This window comes from Catalinimonas alkaloidigena (genome assembly GCF_029504655.1).
Lineage (GTDB): Bacteria > Bacteroidota > Bacteroidia > Cytophagales > Cyclobacteriaceae > Catalinimonas > Catalinimonas alkaloidigena.
Genome location: NZ_JAQFIL010000001.1, coordinates 474,699 through 495,709, shown reverse-complemented (window position 1 = coordinate 495,709; position 21,011 = coordinate 474,699). Strand labels below are relative to the sequence as shown.

At 45.4% G+C, this 21,011-nt stretch carries 16 protein-coding genes; 6 read left to right on the top strand and 10 right to left on the bottom strand.

Going from position 1 to position 21,011, the window contains the following annotated elements; translation table 11 throughout:
* Positions 1 to 157 precede the first annotated feature (157 nt).
* A complete protein-coding gene (gene purB, locus OKW21_RS02085) occupies positions 158 to 1,516 on the bottom strand; it encodes an adenylosuccinate lyase (RefSeq protein ID WP_277476746.1) in 1,359 nt (452 codons plus the stop codon).
* Positions 1,517 to 1,756: 240 nt separating this feature from the next.
* Between purB and OKW21_RS02080 the strand changes: the two genes are divergently transcribed.
* The 4 genes from OKW21_RS02080 (at position 1,757) to OKW21_RS02065 (ending at position 9,318) form a co-directional block, all read left to right on the top strand.
* Entirely contained in the window at positions 1,757 to 2,911 is a 1,155-nt protein-coding gene (locus OKW21_RS02080) for a ferredoxin--NADP reductase (protein WP_277476745.1), read from the top strand.
* A 61-nt stretch (positions 2,912 to 2,972) separates the two neighbouring features.
* Positions 2,973 to 4,694, top strand: a complete 1,722-nt coding sequence (locus OKW21_RS02075) for a M3 family oligoendopeptidase (RefSeq protein ID WP_277476744.1) — start codon at positions 2,973 to 2,975, stop codon at positions 4,692 to 4,694.
* A 219-nt stretch (positions 4,695 to 4,913) separates the two neighbouring features.
* A complete protein-coding gene (locus OKW21_RS02070) occupies positions 4,914 to 7,712 on the top strand; it encodes a TonB-dependent receptor (protein WP_277476743.1) in 2,799 nt (932 codons plus the stop codon).
* A gap of 1 nt (position 7,713) precedes the next feature.
* Positions 7,714 to 9,318, top strand: coding sequence for an SGNH/GDSL hydrolase family protein (locus OKW21_RS02065; RefSeq protein ID WP_277476742.1), 1,605 nt, complete (start codon positions 7,714 to 7,716; stop codon positions 9,316 to 9,318).
* A 59-nt stretch (positions 9,319 to 9,377) separates the two neighbouring features.
* Here the strand turns inward: OKW21_RS02065 and OKW21_RS02060 are convergent, their stop codons facing one another.
* A complete protein-coding gene (locus OKW21_RS02060) occupies positions 9,378 to 10,364 on the bottom strand; it encodes a phytanoyl-CoA dioxygenase family protein (RefSeq protein WP_420870095.1) in 987 nt (328 codons plus the stop codon).
* Positions 10,365 to 10,570: 206 nt separating this feature from the next.
* Here OKW21_RS02060 and OKW21_RS02055 point away from each other — a divergent pair, with 206 nt between their 5' ends.
* Entirely contained in the window at positions 10,571 to 11,416 is an 846-nt protein-coding gene (locus OKW21_RS02055) for a helix-turn-helix domain-containing protein (RefSeq protein ID WP_277476740.1), read from the top strand.
* Between the two features lie 67 nt (positions 11,417 to 11,483).
* Here OKW21_RS02055 and OKW21_RS02050 read toward each other — a convergent pair whose 3' ends face one another.
* Positions 11,484 to 12,488, bottom strand: coding sequence for a YpdA family putative bacillithiol disulfide reductase (locus OKW21_RS02050; protein WP_277476739.1), 1,005 nt, complete (start codon positions 12,486 to 12,488; stop codon positions 11,484 to 11,486).
* A 130-nt stretch (positions 12,489 to 12,618) separates the two neighbouring features.
* On the bottom strand, positions 12,619 to 13,494 hold the full coding sequence (locus tag OKW21_RS02045; protein ID WP_277476738.1) for an SDR family oxidoreductase: 876 nt from the start codon (positions 13,492 to 13,494) through the stop codon (positions 12,619 to 12,621).
* 211 nt (positions 13,495 to 13,705) lie between these two features.
* Between OKW21_RS02045 and OKW21_RS02040 the strand changes: the two genes are divergently transcribed.
* Entirely contained in the window at positions 13,706 to 14,467 is a 762-nt protein-coding gene (locus tag OKW21_RS02040) for a 3-keto-disaccharide hydrolase (protein WP_277476737.1), read from the top strand.
* A 157-nt stretch (positions 14,468 to 14,624) separates the two neighbouring features.
* On the opposite strand, the gene OKW21_RS02035 is transcribed toward OKW21_RS02040, so the two are convergent.
* The 6 genes from OKW21_RS02035 to OKW21_RS02010 all read right to left on the bottom strand — a co-directional run bounded on the left by OKW21_RS02035 (position 14,625) and on the right by OKW21_RS02010 (position 20,941).
* Positions 14,625 to 15,185 carry a hypothetical protein gene (locus OKW21_RS02035; protein ID WP_277476735.1) on the bottom strand — a complete coding sequence of 187 codons (561 nt, stop codon included), beginning with the start codon at positions 15,183 to 15,185 and terminating at the stop codon, positions 14,625 to 14,627.
* A complete protein-coding gene (locus tag OKW21_RS02030; protein ID WP_277476734.1) occupies positions 15,133 to 15,915 on the bottom strand; it encodes a Gfo/Idh/MocA family protein in 783 nt (260 codons plus the stop codon). The genes OKW21_RS02035 and OKW21_RS02030 overlap by 53 nt, the downstream gene beginning before the upstream one ends.
* A 63-nt stretch (positions 15,916 to 15,978) precedes the next feature.
* Entirely contained in the window at positions 15,979 to 18,849 is a 2,871-nt protein-coding gene (locus OKW21_RS02025; protein WP_277476732.1) for a PVC-type heme-binding CxxCH protein, read from the bottom strand.
* Positions 18,849 to 19,721, bottom strand: a complete 873-nt coding sequence (locus OKW21_RS02020; protein ID WP_277476731.1) for a sugar phosphate isomerase/epimerase family protein — start codon at positions 19,719 to 19,721, stop codon at positions 18,849 to 18,851. The genes OKW21_RS02025 and OKW21_RS02020 overlap by 1 nt, the downstream gene beginning before the upstream one ends.
* Positions 19,722 to 19,827: 106 nt before the next feature.
* Positions 19,828 to 20,592, bottom strand: a complete 765-nt coding sequence (locus tag OKW21_RS02015; RefSeq protein WP_277476730.1) for a phosphoglycerol geranylgeranyltransferase — start codon at positions 20,590 to 20,592, stop codon at positions 19,828 to 19,830.
* On the bottom strand, positions 20,582 to 20,941 hold the full coding sequence (locus tag OKW21_RS02010; RefSeq protein ID WP_277476729.1) for a hypothetical protein: 360 nt from the start codon (positions 20,939 to 20,941) through the stop codon (positions 20,582 to 20,584). The genes OKW21_RS02015 and OKW21_RS02010 overlap by 11 nt, the downstream gene beginning before the upstream one ends.
* Between the last annotated feature and the right edge of the window lie 70 nt (positions 20,942 to 21,011).

Sequence of the window (21,011 nt, the reverse complement as noted above, 5' to 3'; positions counted from 1 at the left end):
TTCCTTTAAATGCTTCTGTCTGAAGCCTCTCGCAGAACGTTAATTAAGCATGTAAAATTAGAGAATTAATACATGCATTTCAATATTTGGCATACAATTGCTTCTCTACATCTAATTAACTAGGTTAATATACTAAGATTTTATAAAAAATGTTTTATTATTTCTTGTCACTGCTTATCCCCGTATAATTAAAAGGAGTTACTGTCAATAGCTCTTGTTTCACCTCTTCACTCACTTCCAGCGAGTGTACGAATTGCTTAATCGCTGCCTCAGTAATTCTTTCCTGCTTGCGAGTCAGGGTTTTCAGCGCTTCATATGGATTGGGGAAACCTTCGCGCCTCAATATGGTCTGTATGCCTTCGGCCACTACCGCCCAGTTTTCTTCCAAATCATCATGTATCGCTTCTTCATTGATTTCAATCTTACCCAAACCTTTAAGCAGTGAATGAAAAGCGATTAAAGTATGTCCTAAAGGAACGCCAATGTTACGCAATACCGTAGAGTCAGTCAGGTCCCGCTGCAGGCGAGAGATCGGTAGCTTGGCCGCCATATGCTCAAACAAGGCATTGGCAATGCCCAGGTTACCTTCAGCATTTTCAAAATCTATGGGGTTCACTTTATGCGGCATGGCTGATGAGCCTACTTCATTGGCTACCACTTTCTGCTTCAGGTAGTTCATAGCAACATACTGCCATACATCGCGGCTGAAATCCAGCAGAATTACGTTAATCCGCTTCAGGTTATCAAAAAGGGCAGCCAGCATATCATAATGCTCGATCTGGGTAGTCGGATGACTGCGGCGTAAGCCTAAATATTTTTCTGTAAACTGATTTCCGAAGGCCAGCCAGTCTGTGTCAGGGTAAGCCACAGCATGAGCGTTGAAGTTGCCGGTTGCACCACCAAATTTAGCAGCATGAGGAAGTGTTTCCAGTAAGGCCCGTTGCTGCTGAAGTCTTTCGTAAAACACCATCCACTCTTTACCTACCCTGGTAGGCGAAGCGGGTTGACCGTGAGTACGTGCCAGCATAGGAATATCTTTCCATTCCTCCGCTTTTTGAAGAATCTTATCCATTACCTCTTTTAGCAGAGGCAGTACCTCCTGCTGTATTGCATCTTTCATGGAGGCAGGAATAGCGGTATTGTTAATGTCCTGCGAGGTGAGTCCAAAGTGAATAAACTCTTTGGATTCGGTAAGCCCCAGCGCATCCCACTTTTCTTTCAGAAAATATTCAACCGCTTTGACATCATGATTGGTAACTTTCTCTATTTCTTTAATAGAGGCTGCGTCTTTCTCACTAAAATCTTCATAAACTTTCCTCAATTCAGGAAAAACAGCCGTATCTACCCCCGAAAGCTGAGGAAGACGCAGTTCACATAGCGCAATAAAATACTCTACTTCTACCTGTACACGGTATCGGATTAACGCGTATTCTGAGAAATACTGTGCTAAAGCGTCCGTTTTACTTCTATATCTGCCATCTATAGGTGAGATGGCCGTCAAAGTGCTTAAGTTCATAGTGATAACAATGTTTTGGGAAATGTTAACGCTATAGATGCCTGCTTTTTTATTCTACCTAAGGCTTGTTATATAGCGATATAATTCGGGCGCAATTTAGGAATTTCACCTTCCAATTCAGTCAAACATTGAATATTTGCGTATCAAATCCTAAAATTCAAACAATTTTGCCTTACCAAGCGAATATATAAGTGAAGTTTAGCAATCATTTTATAAATTTTAAAGCAATAGAAAGAAAGGATGAGTAACAAATACCATCAACTTACAGTACGAGAAATTATAAGAGAAACATCAGATGCCATTACGATCGTTTTTGATCAGACTGAAGAAAGACTGCAATATGAGGCCGGACAGTTTCTTACCCTTATTTTACCTATAGATGGAGAAAGAGTCAGACGCTCTTATTCATTATCAACCTGCCCTTTTCTGGATAAGTATCCGGCAGTGACAGTAAAGCGAGTAGCATCCGGTAAAGTGTCTAACTATCTGAACGATCAGCTCAAAGCGGGAGATACTTTAGAGGTAATGCAGCCTATGGGTAAGTTTACCACGACTTTGATCGGCACAGAGCAAAGGCACCTTATCATGTTTGGCGGGGGAAGCGGCATCACACCCCTTATGTCCATCATGAAATCGGTATTGTATGCCGAACCTAAAACCAAAGTCTCGCTGATCTACGCTAATCGCGATGAAGAGTCCATTATATTCAAGAATCAACTGGACGCCTTAAGCAGGAAATATGATCGCACCTTTAAGGTTATTCATATTCTGGAAGAACCCTCACCAGACTTTCCTTCTTTGCATGGGCGGATAGAACCGGAGCAGGTAAGAGCGCTTTTAGCTGACTTACCACAACTTCCCGCGGTAGATACCGAATACTTTATCTGTGGCCCTAGTGGAATGATGCATAATGCTATAGAGGGATTGAAGATGCTGGCTGTGGATCACAATCGTATTCATAAAGAAAGCTTTGTGGCAGGTATTACTTCTCCCTCAGAAGGAAAAGAGCAAGAGTTTATTCCTTCGCCGGAGAATAGTGAGGTTTCTGAGGAATCAGCCGATAAACCGGTAGAGGACGGCCTCATTGGAGCTTTTAAAACTGAAAACGAAACTGTTAAAGAGGTACAGGAAGTTACCGTAGTATATGATGGAGAAGAGTATACTTTTCCTGTTGAACCTGGTAACTCCATTCTTCATACCGCACTGGCGCTGGACATTGACTTGCCTTACTCATGCCAGAGTGGTATCTGCACCGCTTGTATGGGTAAGTGTACTTCAGGAAGAGTAAAGCTGGACGAGGAAGATACGCTTACGGATGGTGAACTTCAGCAGGGATTCGTATTGACCTGTGTCGGCCACCCTTTAACTCCTAATGTAAGAATTGAAATTGACTAAAGGATCAAAACTGAAAATTACGTATTGATCATTATTCACTGATCATTAATCATTATTAAATATGGAAGACATCAAGATACCCGAAAAGAAAGACAGAGCTTTCTTACCCGAAGATTTTCAAGTAAGCAGTTGGGAAGCTGTAAAGCCTTATTTTGACGATTTGCTGCAGCGTGATATAGGTTCAGCAGCAGACCTTCGCAAATGGTTTCAGGACCGTAGCGAACTGGAAGCCGTACTTTCAGAAAATCTGGCCTGGCGCTACATCAAAATGACCTGTGACACTACCAACGAAAAGATACGGGAAAGCTATAATGAGTTCATCACCCAGATTCAGCCTAAAATTGAGCCGGTGAGCAATGAACTTAATCAGAAAGCCCTTAAATCTCCGTACTTAGAAGAATTAAAGCAGGAGGAAGGCTACCCTATTATGATCCGTGAATTGGAAAAGGATGCTAAGATCTACCGCGAAGAAAACATTCCGCTCAAAACTGAAGAGCAGCAGGAAGCTCAGAATTTTGGTGCTATATCCGGTGACATGAGCGTAGAAATTGACGGGCAGGAAATGACACTACAACAAGCTGCAAACCTGCTCCAATCCGTTGACCGTGTAGAACGGGAAGATGCTTACCGTAAAATCACCAAACGCCGCTTGCAAGACAAAGAAAAGCTGGACGCCCTCTTTGGCAAACTGATAAGCGTACGCGATAAAATCGGAAAGAACGCCGGTTTTGAAAACTACCGCGACTATATGTTTGCTGCTATGGGTCGCTTTGACTATAGCAAAGAGGACTGCTTTGATTTTCATGAAGCAGTAGCTAAAGAAGTAGTGCCTATGCTTAATGATTTGGCAAAAGACCGTAAATCAAGCCTGGGTCTGGAGAAGCTACGTCCCTGGGATAAAGCCGTAGATCCTAGCGGAGAGCCTCCCTTAAAACCGTTCCAGCACGGTAATGAGTTAACTGTAAAAACAATAGAATGCTTTAGTAAGCTTGATGATTATCTGGGCGAACGTATTGCCATTATGCAGGCGATGGGGCATCTTGATCTGGAATCACGCAAAGGAAAAGCTCCGGGCGGCTATAACTATCCGCTGGCTGAAACAGGTGTACCTTTTATTTTTATGAACGCAACCTCTAATCTGCGTGATATGGTGACCATCATGCACGAAGGAGGACATGCGGTACATTCTTTCTTAACCCGTGATCTGGAGCTTAATAACTTCAAGCATGCGCCTTCGGAAATAGCTGAGCTGGCTTCCATGTCTATGGAACTCATCGCAATGGATCATTGGGACCTTTTTTTCACCGATGAAGATGATCTTAAGCGCGCCAAGCGCCAGCATCTGGAACAGATCATAGAGACCCTGCCCTGGGTAGCCACTATAGATAAGTTTCAACATTGGATATATGAGCACCCTGAACATAGTACAGAAGAGCGCAAGCAAGCGTGGAATGAGATCTTTGGCACTTTCTCCGATAGTATTACAGATTGGAGCGATCTGGAAGAAGAACGTAGCAACCTTTGGCAAAAGCAGCTTCATTTATTTGAAGTACCGTTTTATTATATAGAATATGGTTTTGCACAGCTTGGGGCAGTCGCTGTATGGAAAAACTATAAGGACGATCCTGAAAAGGGATTAAAAGGTTACAAAAACGCCCTCAAACTAGGCTACACGCGTACCATTCCTGAAGTCTATGAGGCAGCAGGAATCAAGTTTGACTTTAGCACAACGTACATACACTCTCTCATGCATTTTGTCCGAGATGAGTTAAATAAAATATAAAACACTAAGGTAGAGAAAAGATCTCTACCTTTTATTTTTTCCATCCCCACCCCTTACCTTTTGCAAGCATTTATTTGATTTTCTGATACCGCTTAACTTTGCTCCTTTTATTCTGGCCTTAATTTACACCTATTAATACCATTTTTTTATTTTTGCAAATTTTTCAATTTAATTCTCATATTTACCGTTATTATTATGAATATCATATAATACGGATTTATGAGAACATATTTACGCCTTTTGATATTAGGAGTAAATTTACTCTGCATATCGATAAGCCCTCTTAAAGCCCAATCCAGTACCAGTGTTTCAGGAAAGGTGCTAGATGAAGCAAGTAATGCCCCTTTAATTGGAGTAAATATTCTAGTAAAAGGTAAGGTAATTGGAACGATCACTGACACCGATGGTAATTTTGAACTTACTATCAATGACTCTCCTCCTCTTACCCTGGTTGTTTCCAGTGTAGGTTATCAACCGAAGGAAGTTGTCGTTTCCGAAGCACAATCGACTGACCTCACTATCATGCTTAGTGAGCAGGCTATATTGGGACAGGAAATAGTTGTTTCAGCATCCAGAGTAGAAGAATCTATCTTACAGTCTCCGGTTTCCATTGAAAAAATGGACATTCGCGATATTCAATCTGCCGCGGCACCCAGTTTTTATGATCAGATCGCCAATCTTAAAGGGATTGATGTCAGTGCTCAGAGCCTAACCTTTAAATCTATTAACCCCCGAGGTTTTGGCGCTAACGGCAATACCCGTGTAGTGCAACTGATAGATGGCATAGACAATCAGGCGCCCGGCCTTAACTTTCCTGTGGGTAATATTGTCGGTATTCCTGAGCTTGATCTGGAAAGTGTAGAATTACTGCCTGGCTCAGCCTCTGCCCTTTATGGCCCGAACGCGATCAACGGCATCATCCTAATGAACAGCAAAAACCCCTTTGAGTACCAGGGATTGAGCGTAGCAGCCAAGCTAGGGATAACCCATATTGACGGTGAGGACGATGATCCGGGATTATATCAATCTTATGGTTTACGCTATGCTAAAGCTTTTAACAACAGAATTGCTTTCAAGCTTAATGCTGAATACCTGAAGGCAGTAGATTTTATCGGTGTGGATTACCGGGATGCTCAGGACCTGGTAGAGCGCAGTCCTGAAGGCATTGATCCAAATGAGCGCAACTCCCGCACTTATGATGGAGTCAATGTGTATGGTGACCCTTTGTTAAACGTAGGTATTTTGGGCATTGGCTCGGGCGCTGAAGCATTGTTGCCCCTGGATGAAAGAGGAAACTTTACCCCTACCGGCTACACAGAAAAGGAATTTGTAGACAACACCACGGAAAGTTTAAAACTTGGAGGAGCAATACACTATCGTATCAATGATAAGCTGGAAGCGCTAGCCCAATTCAATCAGGGTTTTGGAAGCACGGTATATACTGCCAACGACCGTTTTGTACTGGACGATTTCTCTATCTGGACAGCCAAAGCAGAGCTGAGAGGAACCAACTTCTTCCTGAGAGGCTATCGCACCCAGGAAAACTCAGGAGATAGCTATGCCGCTAACACATTAGCTACCTTAATCAACGTACAAACGACTATTCCTACTTATGTACAAGGCTTCGCCGCTGTACGGCTTGTAGGCGGATCTATAGATGACGCTCATGCACTGGCCAGGACTGTGAGTGACAACCTGAGAGAGCAAAATCTTAACAATGGTCGCTTTCAGGAGCTATATGATTCTCTACGGCAGGTACCAATTTCAGAAGGAGGGGCCAAATTTCTGGATGAAACCAGCCTGACTCATTTTGAAGGTATGTACAACCTGAGTGAACAGGTAGATTTTGCTGAGGTAATCGTGGGAGCCAATTACCGTCGCTATAACTTAAAATCTGATGGTACCCTCTTTGCCCTGCAAGACAATGGAGATGAATTTGACATTGATGAATGGGGAGCCTACATACAGCTCACCAAAAAGCTGCTGGATGATAAGCTGGACCTCACCGGCTCAGTGCGCTATGATAAGAATGAATATTTTGACGGCCAGTTCTCTCCCCGAATTTCAGGGGTATATACTGCGCAGGGAAATCATAATTTCAGGGCATCCTTTCAGCGTGGCTTCCGCATTCCTACTACGCAGGATCAGTTCATTGACCTGGATGTAGTTACCCGCCGACTGATTGGAAGCAATTCCGTATTAGTAGACCGTTATAATTTTGAAAGTAACACAGTATACACTACCCAAAGTGTTATTGCTGCCCAGCAGGCTTACCAGGCCGATGGAGATTTGGCTGCTGCCCGTGCAATACTTGACCCGGTGGAGTTTGAAGCGTTTGATACAGAGAAAGTCAACACATTTGAAGTAGGCTATAAAGGCCTGATCAATAATAAACTGCTGATAGATGCCTATTACTATTACAGTGCTTATCAGGATTTTGTCGCTGAAATTGATTTCGCCCAAACTGCGCTGGGAGGTAACAACGGGAACCCTCCTTATGAAGGGCCAGCCAATCCTGATGGAATCGTAACCCAGTCTGTTCCTCTTCAGCGTTTTGGCTTTGATGTCAATGCGGATGGTACGGTGAATGCTCACGGATTTGCAGCAGCGGTAGATTATTCTCTAAGCAAAGGATATACCCTGGGAGGAAACGTAGCTTACAACAAGCTCATAGATCAGGATGATCTGATTGCTCAGGGCTTCCGCGCGGCCTACAACACTCCTGAGTGGAGATATAATATCCGCTTTGCCAATCGCAAGGTCACAGAAGAGCTGGGCTTTAATATCGTATGGAGATGGCAGGATGCTTTCTTGTGGGAATCTTCAATAGGAGAAGGAGTTATTCCGGCCTATCAGACACTGGATGCTCAGGTGAGCTACAAAATTCCTGAACTGAAGACCGTGCTGAAGGTTGGGGGCTCTAACATTCTGAACGAACGCTTTACCACCTCCTTTGCCAACCCCCGTATGGGTGCCCTGTATTATGTATCACTCACCTTTGATGAATTCCTGAACTGATATGAAAAAGTTATATAGAGTTTATGTTTCTTTACTTAGCCTGTCATTGTTCTTTTCAGCTTGTGAAACGGAGGATGAACTGATTGAAGAACGGTTAGAGAATAATCCTTTGCCTCCGGTGGGCGCGATTAGCGGTGATCCTGGGACAGTGAACCTTGGCAAATTCGTCGCTATCGGTAATTCTCTTACCGCCGGGCTGATGGACGCTGCCCTCTATAGCAGCGGTCAGCAGAATTCATTTCCCAATATTTTGGCTAATCATTTCCAGGCTGTAGAAGGCTTAGATGCCGGTACTTTTAACCAACCGGATATCAGCTCAACCAACGGCTATAATATCTCTATCAACAATGTTGGCGGACAAGTAGCAGGAAGGTTTATACTGGATACAAGTATTCCAGGGCCAATACCTACCGTAGGAGAGCTACCCACTCCATACGGAGGCGACCGCTCGCAGTTGAATAATTTCGGCGTGCCCGGCGCCAGGGTCCTGGATGTAGCTGCTTCGGGTTATGGGCAAGTCAATCCTTTTTTCGCTCGCTTCGCCTCATCTGCCAATGCCTCCATGCTGGGCGATGCCTCTGCCGCTCAGGGAAGCTTCTTCACTGTCTGGCTGGGGGGGAATGATGTTCTCTCCTGGGCAAGAGTAGGTGGTGCAGCCCCGGATGGAGAAGAAAATCCTGATGCAGAACAAACTGAGGCCAATACACTGAGCAGCATCAACAGTTTTACCCAGGCATACTCAAATGTGATCAATAGCATGCTGGCTGCCCATACAGATGCAAGAGGTGTAGCCATTACGATTCCTTCCATCACTCTCTTACCCTTTTTCCGAGCCGTCACTTATGATCCTATCGCGCTGGATCAGGCCAATGCGGATGCACTGAATGCCGGTTATGCCGATTACAATCAGGGCGTACAGGCAGCAGCGCAGTTTGGAATGATTACGGAAGAAGAAGCTGCATTGCGCAATATCAGTTTTCAGCTAACTACGAATGCAAATGAAACTAATGCGGTGGTAATTCTGGATGAAGACCTTTCTGATATTACCTTACCTGACCCACAGGGAGGAGACCCCATTGTACTACCTAAACTTCGTCAGGCCAATGCCTCTGATCTGCTGACATTTAATGTAGCGACTTTGCTGGGGACCAGTACCGAAGCAGGCATTTACGGATTAGAGGCCCCGGTGGAAAACCAGTATGTACTCACACTTAACGAACAAATTGTGCTGAACACACGTATCGCATTTTTCAACGGTATCATCGCTCAGATAGTAGCCAGCACCGGAGGTAGAGTAGCTTTGGTAGATGTCAATACAATCTTCGCTGATGTGGCAGGACTGACGGCCGAGCAAGCCACTCAATTAGGTTTGTCATCTGAAGCAATTGCCTCAGCGGATGGGGTTCAGGGTATTGTCGTTGACGGAGTAAGCCTACAACCTGACTTTTCACCTAATGGGATCATCTCTACCGATGGAGTTCACCCCAACCCCAAAGGTCATGCGCTGGTAGCCAATGCGATCATTGAAGTCATGAATGAAGCCTTTGAGGCAGACATCCCTCCGATAGACATTACACCTTTCCGGACGGTAGTCGTGGCACTTTAATATCAAAGAGCACTTGATTACTTCAAGTGCTCTTTTCACTTTTAACCTTTAGGCTGCTGCTATTCCCATTTCTCTAACCCCAACAGCTTTTTGCCCAAATCATTAAGCTTCGCTGTTTCGTAGTTCTGCTGCTCATAATTGCGTGGGTCGCCAGGGAATGCATAGCCGCTGGGCGCGATACGGTTTTTCCAGGAGTTAATACGCCACTGTCTCAGTTCTTCATTATCTTCCTCAGCAGGCATCATGGAGATATACTGGGCAATCCGCACTTTGTCTTCTGATCTGTTGGGCCGAATGCCATGCGGTTGTAAGCTGTTGAAAATGAGTAAATCACCGGCATTCAGTTTTACCTTCACAAGCTTGTCTTCCAAACCACTTACATCAGGCTTGAAATGGTCCCTGTCATCCGGCTGAGTGAGTTTCCAGCTATCGTAATTTCTGTAGAGCCAGGGGATGCACTGAAAGCCGCCCATGTTCTCATCATTTTGATCAGCCAGAGCCAGTACACCCTGCACATTTTGTGGTTTGGTCTCAGGGTCATAATCCCAGTGGATGAAGCCTTTGTATTCAAAACCTGGGCGGATCGGAAAATTAAGGTTGGCCCGATCAATGGTGACCCAAAGCTTCTCGGTGCCCCAGATATCCACAAAAGCATCATATATTCTCTGTGTCTGCCGGTTGTTCCATAAAGCCTGCGTATTGTAGACTTCCACCATGCCGGTGCCGGCCAGTTCTTTCATCTGCATTTCCGCACGGGGAGCTGTATACCAGGTGGAGGGATCATTTTTATCTTTCTCTTCAAACTCCCACAGAAAGTCGGCGGTCTTCTGAGCCTGCTCAGGGGGTAGCGCGTTTTTGATGACTACATACCCATTCTCTACCCAAAACTTCCAGTCATCCTCAGTCAAAACCCGAAGCGGTTTTCCATTGGAACGATCATTGAGTTTCTGCTTGCTGCTGGTAGCGGTAGAAGGATTTCCCGGAATTTCCTTATGGTTTTTGTTTGGGCTGTTCTGATCAAGAGTCTGTGCTTTCATATTTTTCATGTCGTATACATTTTGATTGTTAGAAGCCGGGAGCCCGAAGTAAACTTATGACTTCTGTCTTCGGACTCCTGTCTTCAGACTTCGTGCTTTATGATATACCAAAGCTACCTATTCTCAAGCCAGATTTCTGCTCCTATAATTACCAGTATTTGAACAATATTGATATAATGATTCATAATCAGTACTCATTTATGTAAATTAAGGTTATGAAGACTGAACTGGAAAAGATCATTCCTGACAAAGACAGCTCTCTCAGCCTGATGGTCAATCCTAAGCTGAGCGACTTCTTCTTCTGGCATTTTCATCCTGAGTATGAGTTGGTCTTTATAGAAGGAGCAGACGGGAACCGCCATGTAGGCCAGCATTTTTCCCGTTATAATGGTAGTGACCTCGTACTGATTGGTTCTTACATACCCCATCTGAATTTTGATTACGGTATCCAAACATCTTACGAAGAAGTGGTGGTACATATCCGTCATGATTTTTTGAAGCACCATACAGCGGTTGCTCCTGAGCTGAAAGTAGTACAACAACTGCTGGAACTTGCCCAGCATGGCATTGCTTTTGGAGAAAAAACGAAGGACCTAGTAGGGCCACGCCTGAAGAAGCTGCCGGAATACTCATCTTTTGAGCAGTTTCTGGAACTGTTAAGTATCTTCCATCTGCTCATGCATGCTGAAGATAAAGAGCTTTTACATGTCGAACCCGTAAAAAATCAGTATACCCGCAAAGATCAGGATAGGCTCAAAGCCATTTACGCCTTCATTGATCTACATTATCAGCAGAAGATTAAGATTGAAGAGGTAGCCCAAATGAGCAATCTGACAAAGGCAGCTTTTTGCCGATATTTTAAAAAGATGACACGCCTTACCTTTACCGAATTTGTGAATCATTACCGTATTGACAAAGCGAAAAAGCTGCTGCTCATGGATAAGAACGTCACAGAAAGCTGTTTTGAATGTGGGTTTGAAAGCCTTTCTTACTTTAACCGCACCTTCAAAAAAGTGACAGGCAAAAACCCGCTTGCCTTTAAAAAAGAACATCTGCCCTGAACCTACAAAGCAGATGTTAATATAAAGTTAAAGTGCTGTGAGACACAGCCCTTGGCTTCTACATTTCCTAAGATGAAGCTTTGGCGGAAGGCATTGCTTCCTGGCTCAGCTTAGCTTTGATATCAGCGATGATAGGTATGGCATGCAGCTTACCGTTTTCAATAAAGACCTTAGCTGTCTCTTCCCCTCCTATCACTGAACCTCCCATGTAAATACCGGGAATATTACTCTCATAGGTTTCCGAATTAATTTCCGGGATGAGCATTTCTCCATTGAGCTGTACGCCTACCCTGCGCAGAAACTTAGCGTCGGGATGATAGCCTACCATCAGGAATACGAAATCGGCAGAGATGGTACTCTTTTCGCCGGTATCCAGGTTCTGAAGGTGTACCTCTTTCTCCGTAATCTCGGTGACCGCGCTTCTGAAATAGGTTTGTACTTCTTCCTTCTTTACCCGGTTTTCCATATCAGGCACGATCCAGTACTTGGCCGTTTTGTCAAAGCCTTCAAACTGATGCACCACCGTTACGTCTACACCATTGCGGTACAGATCCAGGGCAGTTTCTATGGCTGAATTAGCTCCTCCTACCACTACAGCTTTGGTTCCGGTATACTTATATGGTTCATCATAGTAATGCGTTACGTGCGGCAGGTTCTCACCGGGTATGTTAAGCTCGCGGGGAATATCATAATAACCGATAGCCAGAATAACTTTGCGAGCTTTGTACTGGCTTTTGTCGGTATTCAGTATGAAAAGCTCGTCTTCCTTTTCAATGTTCTGCACCTCGGTAAAAGGGTGTATGTTCAGCCCAAAATGCTCTACCACTTTACGATAGTATTTCAAGGCTTCTGCCCTGCTGGGCCTGAGGTTTAGAGAAGTAAAAGGTACATTTCCTATAGAAATGTTATCCGCACTGGAGAAGAACGTCATGTCTACAGGATAGCGACGAATGGATTCGGTAATGCTTCCTTTATCTAAAACAGCATAATTTAAGCCGTTTTGCTGTGCCTCAATGCCGCAGGCTAAGCCACAAGGTCCTGCTCCGACAATGAGTACATCATAAATGTTCATGCTTTGCTAAATTTTGTGTATTGTACTTCTTTTTGTGATTTGTATTACGCTAGGCGGTGGGCGCCATGCTATGGGCACCTCGCGGCTGCAAATATACAACAATCATAATAAAGATGGTGTTCGCTTAGGATCAGCTCTTACTAAAGCTTTTCTTTTCCGGCTGAAAGCGGATATCCAGCAAAGCTTCACTGACCTCCCATAGTCTACGGGCATTGTAGTCATTGGTTGCCACTTTGGTAGGTGAGCTTGGCTTCTTGCTTTTGAAATATTGGCCATTAGCGGTATACCCTTCTTCACTGCTAGCCAGATAGATGCTGGTTTCGGCGCCTTTCTTCTCCCCTGGCAAAAAAGGTTTAGTCAATTTCGCGATCGTTCCGAAAATGCCGGGTACACCTTCATACAAGCCGGTAGCGATACCTCCAGGATGCAAAGCGTTGGTCACGACATGGGTACCTTGCAGCCGCTTCGCCAGTTCGTAGGTAAATAGCAGATTACAGAGCTTGGATAGCGCATAGGCTTTCAGACCACCGTATTTTTTTTCGTATTGCAGGTTATTGAAGTCCAGATTGGCAATACGATGGGCTTCCGAGGAAACGTTGATGATATTCCCTCTTTTGCTGGCAAACACTTTATCTATGAGCAGATGGGTGAGCAGGAAGGGTGCCAGGTGGTTAACGCCAAAAGTCATTTCAAAACCATCTTCTGTCGTCTCACGCTTGCTGCCCATCAGCAGTCCGGCATTGTTATTCAGCACGTCTATGTGAGGGTAAGTAGCATTGATGTGGGCGGCAGCTTCACGAATCTGCTTCGTGGAAGCTAGGTCAGCCAGCACGATATCTACCCTATCGTGTCCGCAAACTTTGAGAATATCTTCTTTGGCCCGCTCTGCTTTCTCTTCATTACGGCACAGCATGATCACATGCGCGCCCTTTTTGGCCAGTTCACGCGCTGTAATTTTTCCTATTCCCGAATTAGCCCCGGTGATCAAACAGATTTTATCTTTCATCTGATGTTTATTTTATTAGATTTATTCTACCCCAAATAATTTGTAGGAAGTACCTTAATGATAATCTGATAAATATGTACTATTGTTCAGAATGCAGGAGGAATTATCGCCTTCAGCATTCTGATGTCTGTGCTAATCAAATTCATATTTTCCTGTTTTTTATTATTTTACCTTTCTCACATTTATAGCCTAACATCTAATCGCAATGAACATGAACACTATTTTTTTGCATGGCAAGCTATTTATCTTTTTTGCAACTCTATGCTTCGGTTGCCAGCCCGGCAATAATGAAGATGCTGGTCAGGAGAAGACACAAGAGACTGATACCAGCAGCAGCCCCAATGCGAATGCCGACTGGCAGGTACTTTTCAATGGGAAAGACCTTGGCGGCTGGCATGAAGTAGGCGGTGATCCTAATTTTTACATTGAAGACAGCGTGTTGGTAGGCCTGACAGAAGAAGGTCTGCCCAATACCTTTCTGGTCACTGACGACACTTACGATGACTTTGTGCTGGAGTTAGATTTTAAAATTGATGATGCCATTAACTCAGGCGTGCAGATCAGGAGCAGCACCTATGAAAATGATACCACTACGGCTTACATTTCGGGACAGTTGGAAGAAAGTACCCGCGACTGGGAAGCAGGAAGGTTTCATGGTTACCAGATTGAGATAGACCCTTCGGAGCGAGCCTGGACAGGCGGTTTTTATGAGGAAGGTGGCCGCGGCTGGCTGCAACCTCTCACCGATAATGAGGAGGCTCAGCAGGCTTTCAGGCCCGGAGAGTGGAACCATATGCGCATAGAGGCCCAAGGCAACCAGTTCAAATCTTATATCAATGGCGTAGCTGTGGCGGATCATACCGATGACATGGCCAGTAGCGGACATATTGGTTTGCAATTGCATGGTGCTGGACGGGAAGAGCAGATCGGTCAGGAAGTACGTTATAAGAACATTAAGATCAGGGAGTTGTAAGAGAAGCACAAAGATGGGGCTGTCTCATAAGTCATGTTGAATGAAATGAAACATCTTTTCTCTTCTGTAATTATCTGCCTATCAAATAGAAAAGATTTTTCGCTAACGCTCAAAATGACACTTTAAAGACTTATGAGACGGCCTCATCTCAAATCTTTTACACCAAATCCCATTCCTTCCTGGGTTTTCTTTCCAGCAGCTCATTGGCATCCCTATCTCCTTTGAACTTCTCTCTTTTGGCATTCCATTCCAGGGCTCTGCCTCCCAGGCGGAAAGAGATCAGTGCCAGGTGCATGGGCAGGGTCATCTCACGGGCGTAAGCCAGATTACTCTCTGGTTGCGTTCTGTTCTTCACAGCATCTACAAAGTTCTGCTGATGTCCGGGAGAGCGGGGAATGAACTGATCTACTGTTGTCACATCTTCCATCACTTCTCCATCAATACGAATCTCACGGGTATTGTAGTCGCACACCAATGTACCTTTGCTGCCTTCAAAATACGCACCTATGCTACGGTCTTTGGCCCCTGGCACATCGGGAGGAGTGGACGTCCAGTGAATGTCCATATTGTCAAATTCATAGGCAACATTGATCCACTCGGGCACATCAGCTATACTGTTTTTAGGCGCTTCTCCTTCCGCCTTTACACTTTTCAGGCCCTGTGGCTTAGCAGCCCACCATACGATATCGGCTATGTGGCACCAGAAATCCTGAAACATGCCTCCTGAATAGTCCAGAAAAGTAACGAAAGTTGAAATGACATCGCTCGGGCACATAGTCTGCATACGGAGCCGGCCCGAGCCACATATCCCAGTTCAGATGATTAGGCACAGGTTGCTTGGGAGGATTGCCCAGATCAGGTGTATCGCCTGTTTTCCATAACCTTACTGCTTTTATGTCACCGATCACACCCGATTGTATGAGTTCCACCACCCGATGGTAGTTATCCGTCGCATGAATCTGCGTACCCAACTGAAAAACCTTATTGTGCTTTTCCATACTCTTGAGCATCTGCTGTCCTTCCTTAACACTATAGGCCAGCGGCTTTTCACCGTACACATCCTTACCCGCTTCAAACGCCAGCATGGCTACCTGTGCATGCCAGTGATCGGGTGTGGCACAGGTAATCACATCAATATCCTGCTGCTCCAGCACCCGTCGGAAATCGTTGTAGCCTTTTACTTTTACATCCGGCTGAAGCTCACGGGCTTTCGCCAGTCCTTTGCTCAGGTGCAACTCATCTACATCGCAAATGCCTACCACATCTACTTCAGGCAAATTCGCAAACCAGTTGAGGTGAGCTGTACCCATGCCATTGATACCAATATGAGCGACCCGTAAAGTATCACTGGGCGCTACGCTTCTGGAGAGATAAGGAAAAGTGCTGAGCCCTAAGGCACCCAGCCCACTTTTTTTGATAAACTCTCTACGCTTGATTGACGGTTGCATAGCTAAATGACTTAATGATTCAATTAATAAATGATTACTTGATTACAAACTAAGGTTCTGACTTCAAATGTTTGCCTGGAGTAAAAAAGCGGTGATATCAGCGACTTGCTGCTCACTCAGCGAAAAATCCGCCGGTGAGGGCATGGGACTAAAGTTAAACTGCTTTTTGTGTTGCACAAAGCCCTGTTCCATTATATACTGCCGGCCATACATATCCATTATGGTAATCACAGGACCATCCGACAGCATTAATCCATAGACAATACCGCCATCCCGGGTACTGACCAGCCAGGGTTCGTAGCCAAAAGCAATGGCTGCATCGGGGTTGGTTACTCCTTCCAACATGCCCAACTGATCGTATTTACGATGAATGTTCGTGAGCTCCGGACCAATCTCCTGCCCTGCATCACCCATTTTATGACAGGTAGTGCAGTTTTGGTAGAATAAGGTTTTGCCACTTTCTGCACTGACAGCTAAGGATAAAAGTTGCTCACTATCGTAGACCGACGCCCTCTGTTTATCTGGTAGATAATGGCGGGCTACCGCTTTCAGGTAAAGGTCTTCACTTTGCAGCATTTTAGGTATCGCTACCGAACGTACAGTATCTTTCATGCCTTCTTCCAGCCAGTCAAGAACCTGCAGCAGATGCCAGCTTCCTGCTGCTGTTAAACGCATCTCTTTTGCTGATGCCAGTCTTTTTTCCAAGCTGATTGTGGTGTCCAGAAGCTGTTTCTTCAAAGCCAGTTGTTCGGGATGAGCCTCAGGGAGATAGTCAATGGGAGCTTTCCAGTCCTGCAGATAGGTTTTCCAATCGTTGGTCTTCCTGAACTGCAGCCACCACAGGGATTGCTTCTTTAAGTCGCCAGAAGCTTTGCTGTCAACCTCCAGCATGGCCTGGGCAGCTTCCTGAGTAGGCACAAAGGCCAGAGCCACCATCGCCTGCTGTTGTTGTTCGGGCGTAAGCTTAGAGGACAACACTCTTGTTCTTAAGGCCTGAACAGCCTGGGGAGGATGTATACGCCAGATTAAACTTGCAAAAACTTCACTCCACGACTCTGGGTTTTCATCACCAAATGTTTCAAGCAGTTCAGGATAAAGGGTAGCTTCTTTGCCATCCATGGCCGAACCTAAAGCTTCCAGGTACCAGGGATCTTCACCCTTATAGCTGTTGATAAGATTCAAGATCAATGCTTTACTCTGAGTGAGCGGCACGTCTCTGAGCGATAGCGCCACCTCCCGTCTTACAGCAATGGATGGATCTTTGGCGAGTTGATCAGCATAAGCCAGCCAATCCTGAGGCTTCACTTGTTGTAATGCTCGTAAAGCAGTAATCCTAAGTCTCGGATTATCATGTTGCGCATCTTCATGCCGAAGCACCTGCTCCACTTCCTGAATTCCCTTTTCCCCCAACTGACTCAGCAACCAGACGGCCCTTGCCTGATGGTAAGGATTTTCGGCAGTGAGCAAAGTCTTCACCTCTTCCATCACCGCTTCTCCCTGTTCCCGTAGCTTTACAAAGCCCTGGTTACGCACATTGATTGCCGGACTTTGCAGGGCCAGAAGCTGACCTTCGGTGGTATTGAGGTCAATCTCAGGAATGTCCAGTAATTTATTTTTAGGGGTGATCCGGTAGATTCTTCCGTAGCCCTGCTTATCGTGCATCTGGTGTCCGCCTACAATGGGGTCGTACCAGTCAGCTACATAGATAGCACCATCCGGCCCTACGGCCACATCGCTGGGACGAAACCATTTGCGCTTGTTTTCATCTACTTCATACCAGCGATAGCCTTCGGTAGACGCATTGACCGAACTGATGAGGTTGCTTCGGTGCAAGGCAAAGCCTGCGCCCTCAGCTTCAGTATGATAACCAAAGACCACATTACGTCCGGCATCGGCACTGAGAAACATACCCCGGTACTTTTCTCCCAGTGCGTCTCCTTCGTACATGACTACACCGGTAGGTGAGCCGGAGCCAAAAATATCTCCCACAGGTAGTACTCCGGGATCGCCCTGATGCCAATGGGCTTGCTGTATGCTCTGCTCGGGACGACGATCTGCCTGCCAGCTACGGGAACCGTCGGCAGAGAAAAAACCCGCATTCGCACCCCGCATGAGCCAGGTGGTACGGTTGGCGTCCTTCTGATCGTCATTGTCATTTTGCCATAGATCGCCATAGGAATCCACCGCCACTTCATAAGAATTGCGAAAATTATGCGCCAGTACTTCCAGGTCTGTTCCATCAGGATTCATGCTAAGGGCCATGCCTCCTGTCCAGATACGACCGTCATCGCTACGCAGGGCAGGCGTATTTTCATTGTTGTAGGGCGTACCTCCGGTGTATACGCTACCAGCCCTGAGCGTCCAGCCACTACGGTCGGTGACGACATGCGGTCCGGCATTTCCAGTATTGAAGTACCATCGTCCATCCGGACCGGCAGTGACGGAGTGCAGTCCGTGATCATGATCCTTGCCGCCAAAGCCAGTAAGCAGGATTTCTTTATGGTCGGGCTGATCGTCTCCATCTTCATCGGTGTAGACAATCACATTCGGAGAGCAGGAGACTACCACCTGTTTGCCCAGTACGGCTATACCCAAAGGGGAACGCAGGTCGGGGTCTTGTACAAAAACTTTGGAAGTATCGCTTTTACCATCTCCATCCAGGTCTTCCAGAATCATGATACGGTCGCCTTGCTCATGGGTCCTATGTCCTTCGTGATTATTAAAATCCCGGTAATTGACGGCTTCGGCCACCCATACCCGCCCTTTGATGTCTACGTCTATGTTGGTAGGATTGAAAAACTGAGGAGATTCAGCCCAGACGCTTGCCTGAAGATCATCGGGCAGGTAAAGCTCAGGCACTTCCCGAACAAGCTCTTCGGATTCGGAAGCACAGGCGGCCAATAACAGCAGGAGAAATAAGAGAAGCTTTTGCATCAGGATTGATTGAATACGGATTGCACAAATTGACAATTGGCCTGGTAGGCTTCCAACATTTCCATACCTTCGGGTATAGCTCCTTCTATGATCACCCAGCCCTGATAGCTCACATCATCCAGAATCGCTTTGACCCGCTCAAAATCAATACTTCCTTTTCCCAGCAGGTAACCATTTTCTTTGGCATGTACTTCGCAGATGTATTCGCTGCCCAGCCGCTGTATTTCTTCATAAATATCATAGCCCATTTTGTGGGAATTGGCTACATCATAATAGACGCGTACATTGGGGGAGCCTACGACTTCAATAATTTCCAGATGTTCATCGGCACTCAGCCAGGATTCTATACCCAGAATGATACCTTGCTTTTCTGCTTTTGGGGCTACATCCTTTAAACGCTTGATCACTTCCTTTATCCCTTGGACATCGTTCTTCAGATCGCCATTACCAAAAAAAGCCAGCAGGACTAGCGGTACGCCCATCGCTTGGGCTACGTCTATGCTATCGCTCACCCATCCGATGGTTTCAGGAGCAGATTTGTAAGGCACCTGGTTCAGTTCACCGATGGCGAGGCTGGAAACTTTCACGCCATATTTTTTAGCTGCTGCCTTGTAAGCCTGCTGCACTTCTTTTTGGCGCAGGTGCATATTATTTTCCACTTTGCCCAGGCTGATCTGTACACCATCAAGGCCAATTTTTTGGGCGGTAGCCATCGCTTCCACCTCACTATGGTGACCAATAGACCAGTCGCAGGCCCCAATACGGTAAGTTTGTTTTTCAGAAGCAAATAAGGAATAGGTTGGCAGACAGGAAAGTGTAGCTGCCACTGCCGCACTCTCTTTGAGCATGCGTCGGCGTGAAATCACTGACATAGCTTTGTTAGGTTGTTATAGCTTAAAATATAAAAAAATAGCCGATAAGAAACGACTTCCTACCGGCATAAGACCAAATATTGGTTCAATACTTATAATTTTACAGTTATATTTTTAATTGCTGATTGTATCGTTCAGTGAGTTCTGCTATTTCAACCAGGAGTTCAGGGTTCTTTTCTATGCCATTTCCAATTACTATGGTGTCCGCACCGGCTTCAAAGGCACGTGCGGCTTTGTGGGCATTGTTGATGCCTCCTCCTACAATTAAGGGCACGTCCACAGATTTTCTCACCATATTGATCATTTTGCTGCTTATGGGTTGTTCTGCACCACTACCAGCATCCAGATAGATGAGCTTTAGCCCCAGCATTTCTCCGGCTACTGCCGTACACGCAGCCACTGAAGACTTATCTGCCGGAATCGGCATGGTATTGCTCATATAAGAAACTGTAGTTGAATTACCTGAGCTCACTAACATATAGCCGGTAGAAAGGACTTCCAGATTACTGCGCTTAAGTACCGGGGCAGCTACTACATGCTGTCCGATCAGAAGGTCGGGGTTTCTTCCGGAAATCAGCGAAAGGAAAAGGATGGCATCGGCTTCCGGTTCAATATGCATGCTGCTTCCCGGAAAGATAATGACAGGAATATTTGTATGCTCTTTGAGCAATCTTATGATTTGCCCAAAGTTGTTTCCGGTAATCAGGCTACCGCCTACAAAAAAATAGTCTACCCTGTTCTCCAGGGCCATATTGATAATACGCATACAAGCCGCCTGTCCCTCAGTCTTGTCAGGATCAATGAGTACGGCAAAGCTTTTTTTTCCTTCTGCCTGACTATGTAAAAAACTATGGTATAGCTTAGTCTTCATCAATAAGTTCATTCTCGCGCAGGAACTCCATAATCTTCTTCCTGAAAACCGCGATTAATATGACTACAATCTGCTCTTTCACCATACGCGATATAGATGTGTTACGCTTCATCTTAACCTTAGGCATGTGGCCTTTTTTAGTTTCTACATCAACGCTGGTACCTTTAAAAGCGCTATTCAGCAGTTTGTATATCACGTATACAGAAATGCCCGCTACCAATAGCCCGAGCCCCCAGTCTTTAATCTTTTGCACATCCTCATCGTTCAGGTCAAGGGATTCCTGTAAGCTGGCAATTGCTTCAAAGAATTTTTCTTTTTGTTCTTCCAGTGATTCGGTTTCTTTACTCATAGTATCAAAATAAAAAATTAAGTAAGTTACTTATTCAGATTAAAAATATCCTGATGAGCAATTTATACAT

Coding starts and splice junctions, on each gene's coding strand:
- OKW21_RS02070 (WP_277476743.1), top strand. CDS start 4,914: ATGAGAACATATTTACGCCTTTTGATATTAGGAGTAAATTTACTCTGC.
- OKW21_RS02030 (WP_277476734.1), bottom strand. CDS start 15,915: ATGCAACCGTCAATCAAGCGTAGAGAGTTTATCAAAAAAAGTGGGCTG.
- OKW21_RS02055 (WP_277476740.1), top strand. CDS start 10,571: ATGAAGACTGAACTGGAAAAGATCATTCCTGACAAAGACAGCTCTCTC.
- OKW21_RS02035 (WP_277476735.1), bottom strand. CDS start 15,185: ATGTTTCAGGATTTCTGGTGCCACATAGCCGATATCGTATGGTGGGCT.
- OKW21_RS02050 (WP_277476739.1), bottom strand. CDS start 12,488: ATGAACATTTATGATGTACTCATTGTCGGAGCAGGACCTTGTGGCTTA.
- OKW21_RS02065 (WP_277476742.1), top strand. CDS start 7,714: ATGAAAAAGTTATATAGAGTTTATGTTTCTTTACTTAGCCTGTCATTG.
- OKW21_RS02025 (WP_277476732.1), bottom strand. CDS start 18,849: ATGCAAAAGCTTCTCTTATTTCTCCTGCTGTTATTGGCCGCCTGTGCT.
- OKW21_RS02080 (WP_277476745.1), top strand. CDS start 1,757: ATGAGTAACAAATACCATCAACTTACAGTACGAGAAATTATAAGAGAA.
- OKW21_RS02060 (WP_420870095.1), bottom strand. CDS start 10,364: ATGAAAAATATGAAAGCACAGACTCTTGATCAGAACAGCCCAAACAAA.
- OKW21_RS02075 (WP_277476744.1), top strand. CDS start 2,973: ATGGAAGACATCAAGATACCCGAAAAGAAAGACAGAGCTTTCTTACCC.
- OKW21_RS02010 (WP_277476729.1), bottom strand. CDS start 20,941: ATGAGTAAAGAAACCGAATCACTGGAAGAACAAAAAGAAAAATTCTTT.
- OKW21_RS02015 (WP_277476730.1), bottom strand. CDS start 20,592: ATGAAGACTAAGCTATACCATAGTTTTTTACATAGTCAGGCAGAAGGA.
- OKW21_RS02020 (WP_277476731.1), bottom strand. CDS start 19,721: ATGTCAGTGATTTCACGCCGACGCATGCTCAAAGAGAGTGCGGCAGTG.
- OKW21_RS02045 (WP_277476738.1), bottom strand. CDS start 13,494: ATGAAAGATAAAATCTGTTTGATCACCGGGGCTAATTCGGGAATAGGA.
- OKW21_RS02040 (WP_277476737.1), top strand. CDS start 13,706: ATGAACACTATTTTTTTGCATGGCAAGCTATTTATCTTTTTTGCAACT.
- purB (WP_277476746.1), bottom strand. CDS start 1,516: ATGAACTTAAGCACTTTGACGGCCATCTCACCTATAGATGGCAGATAT.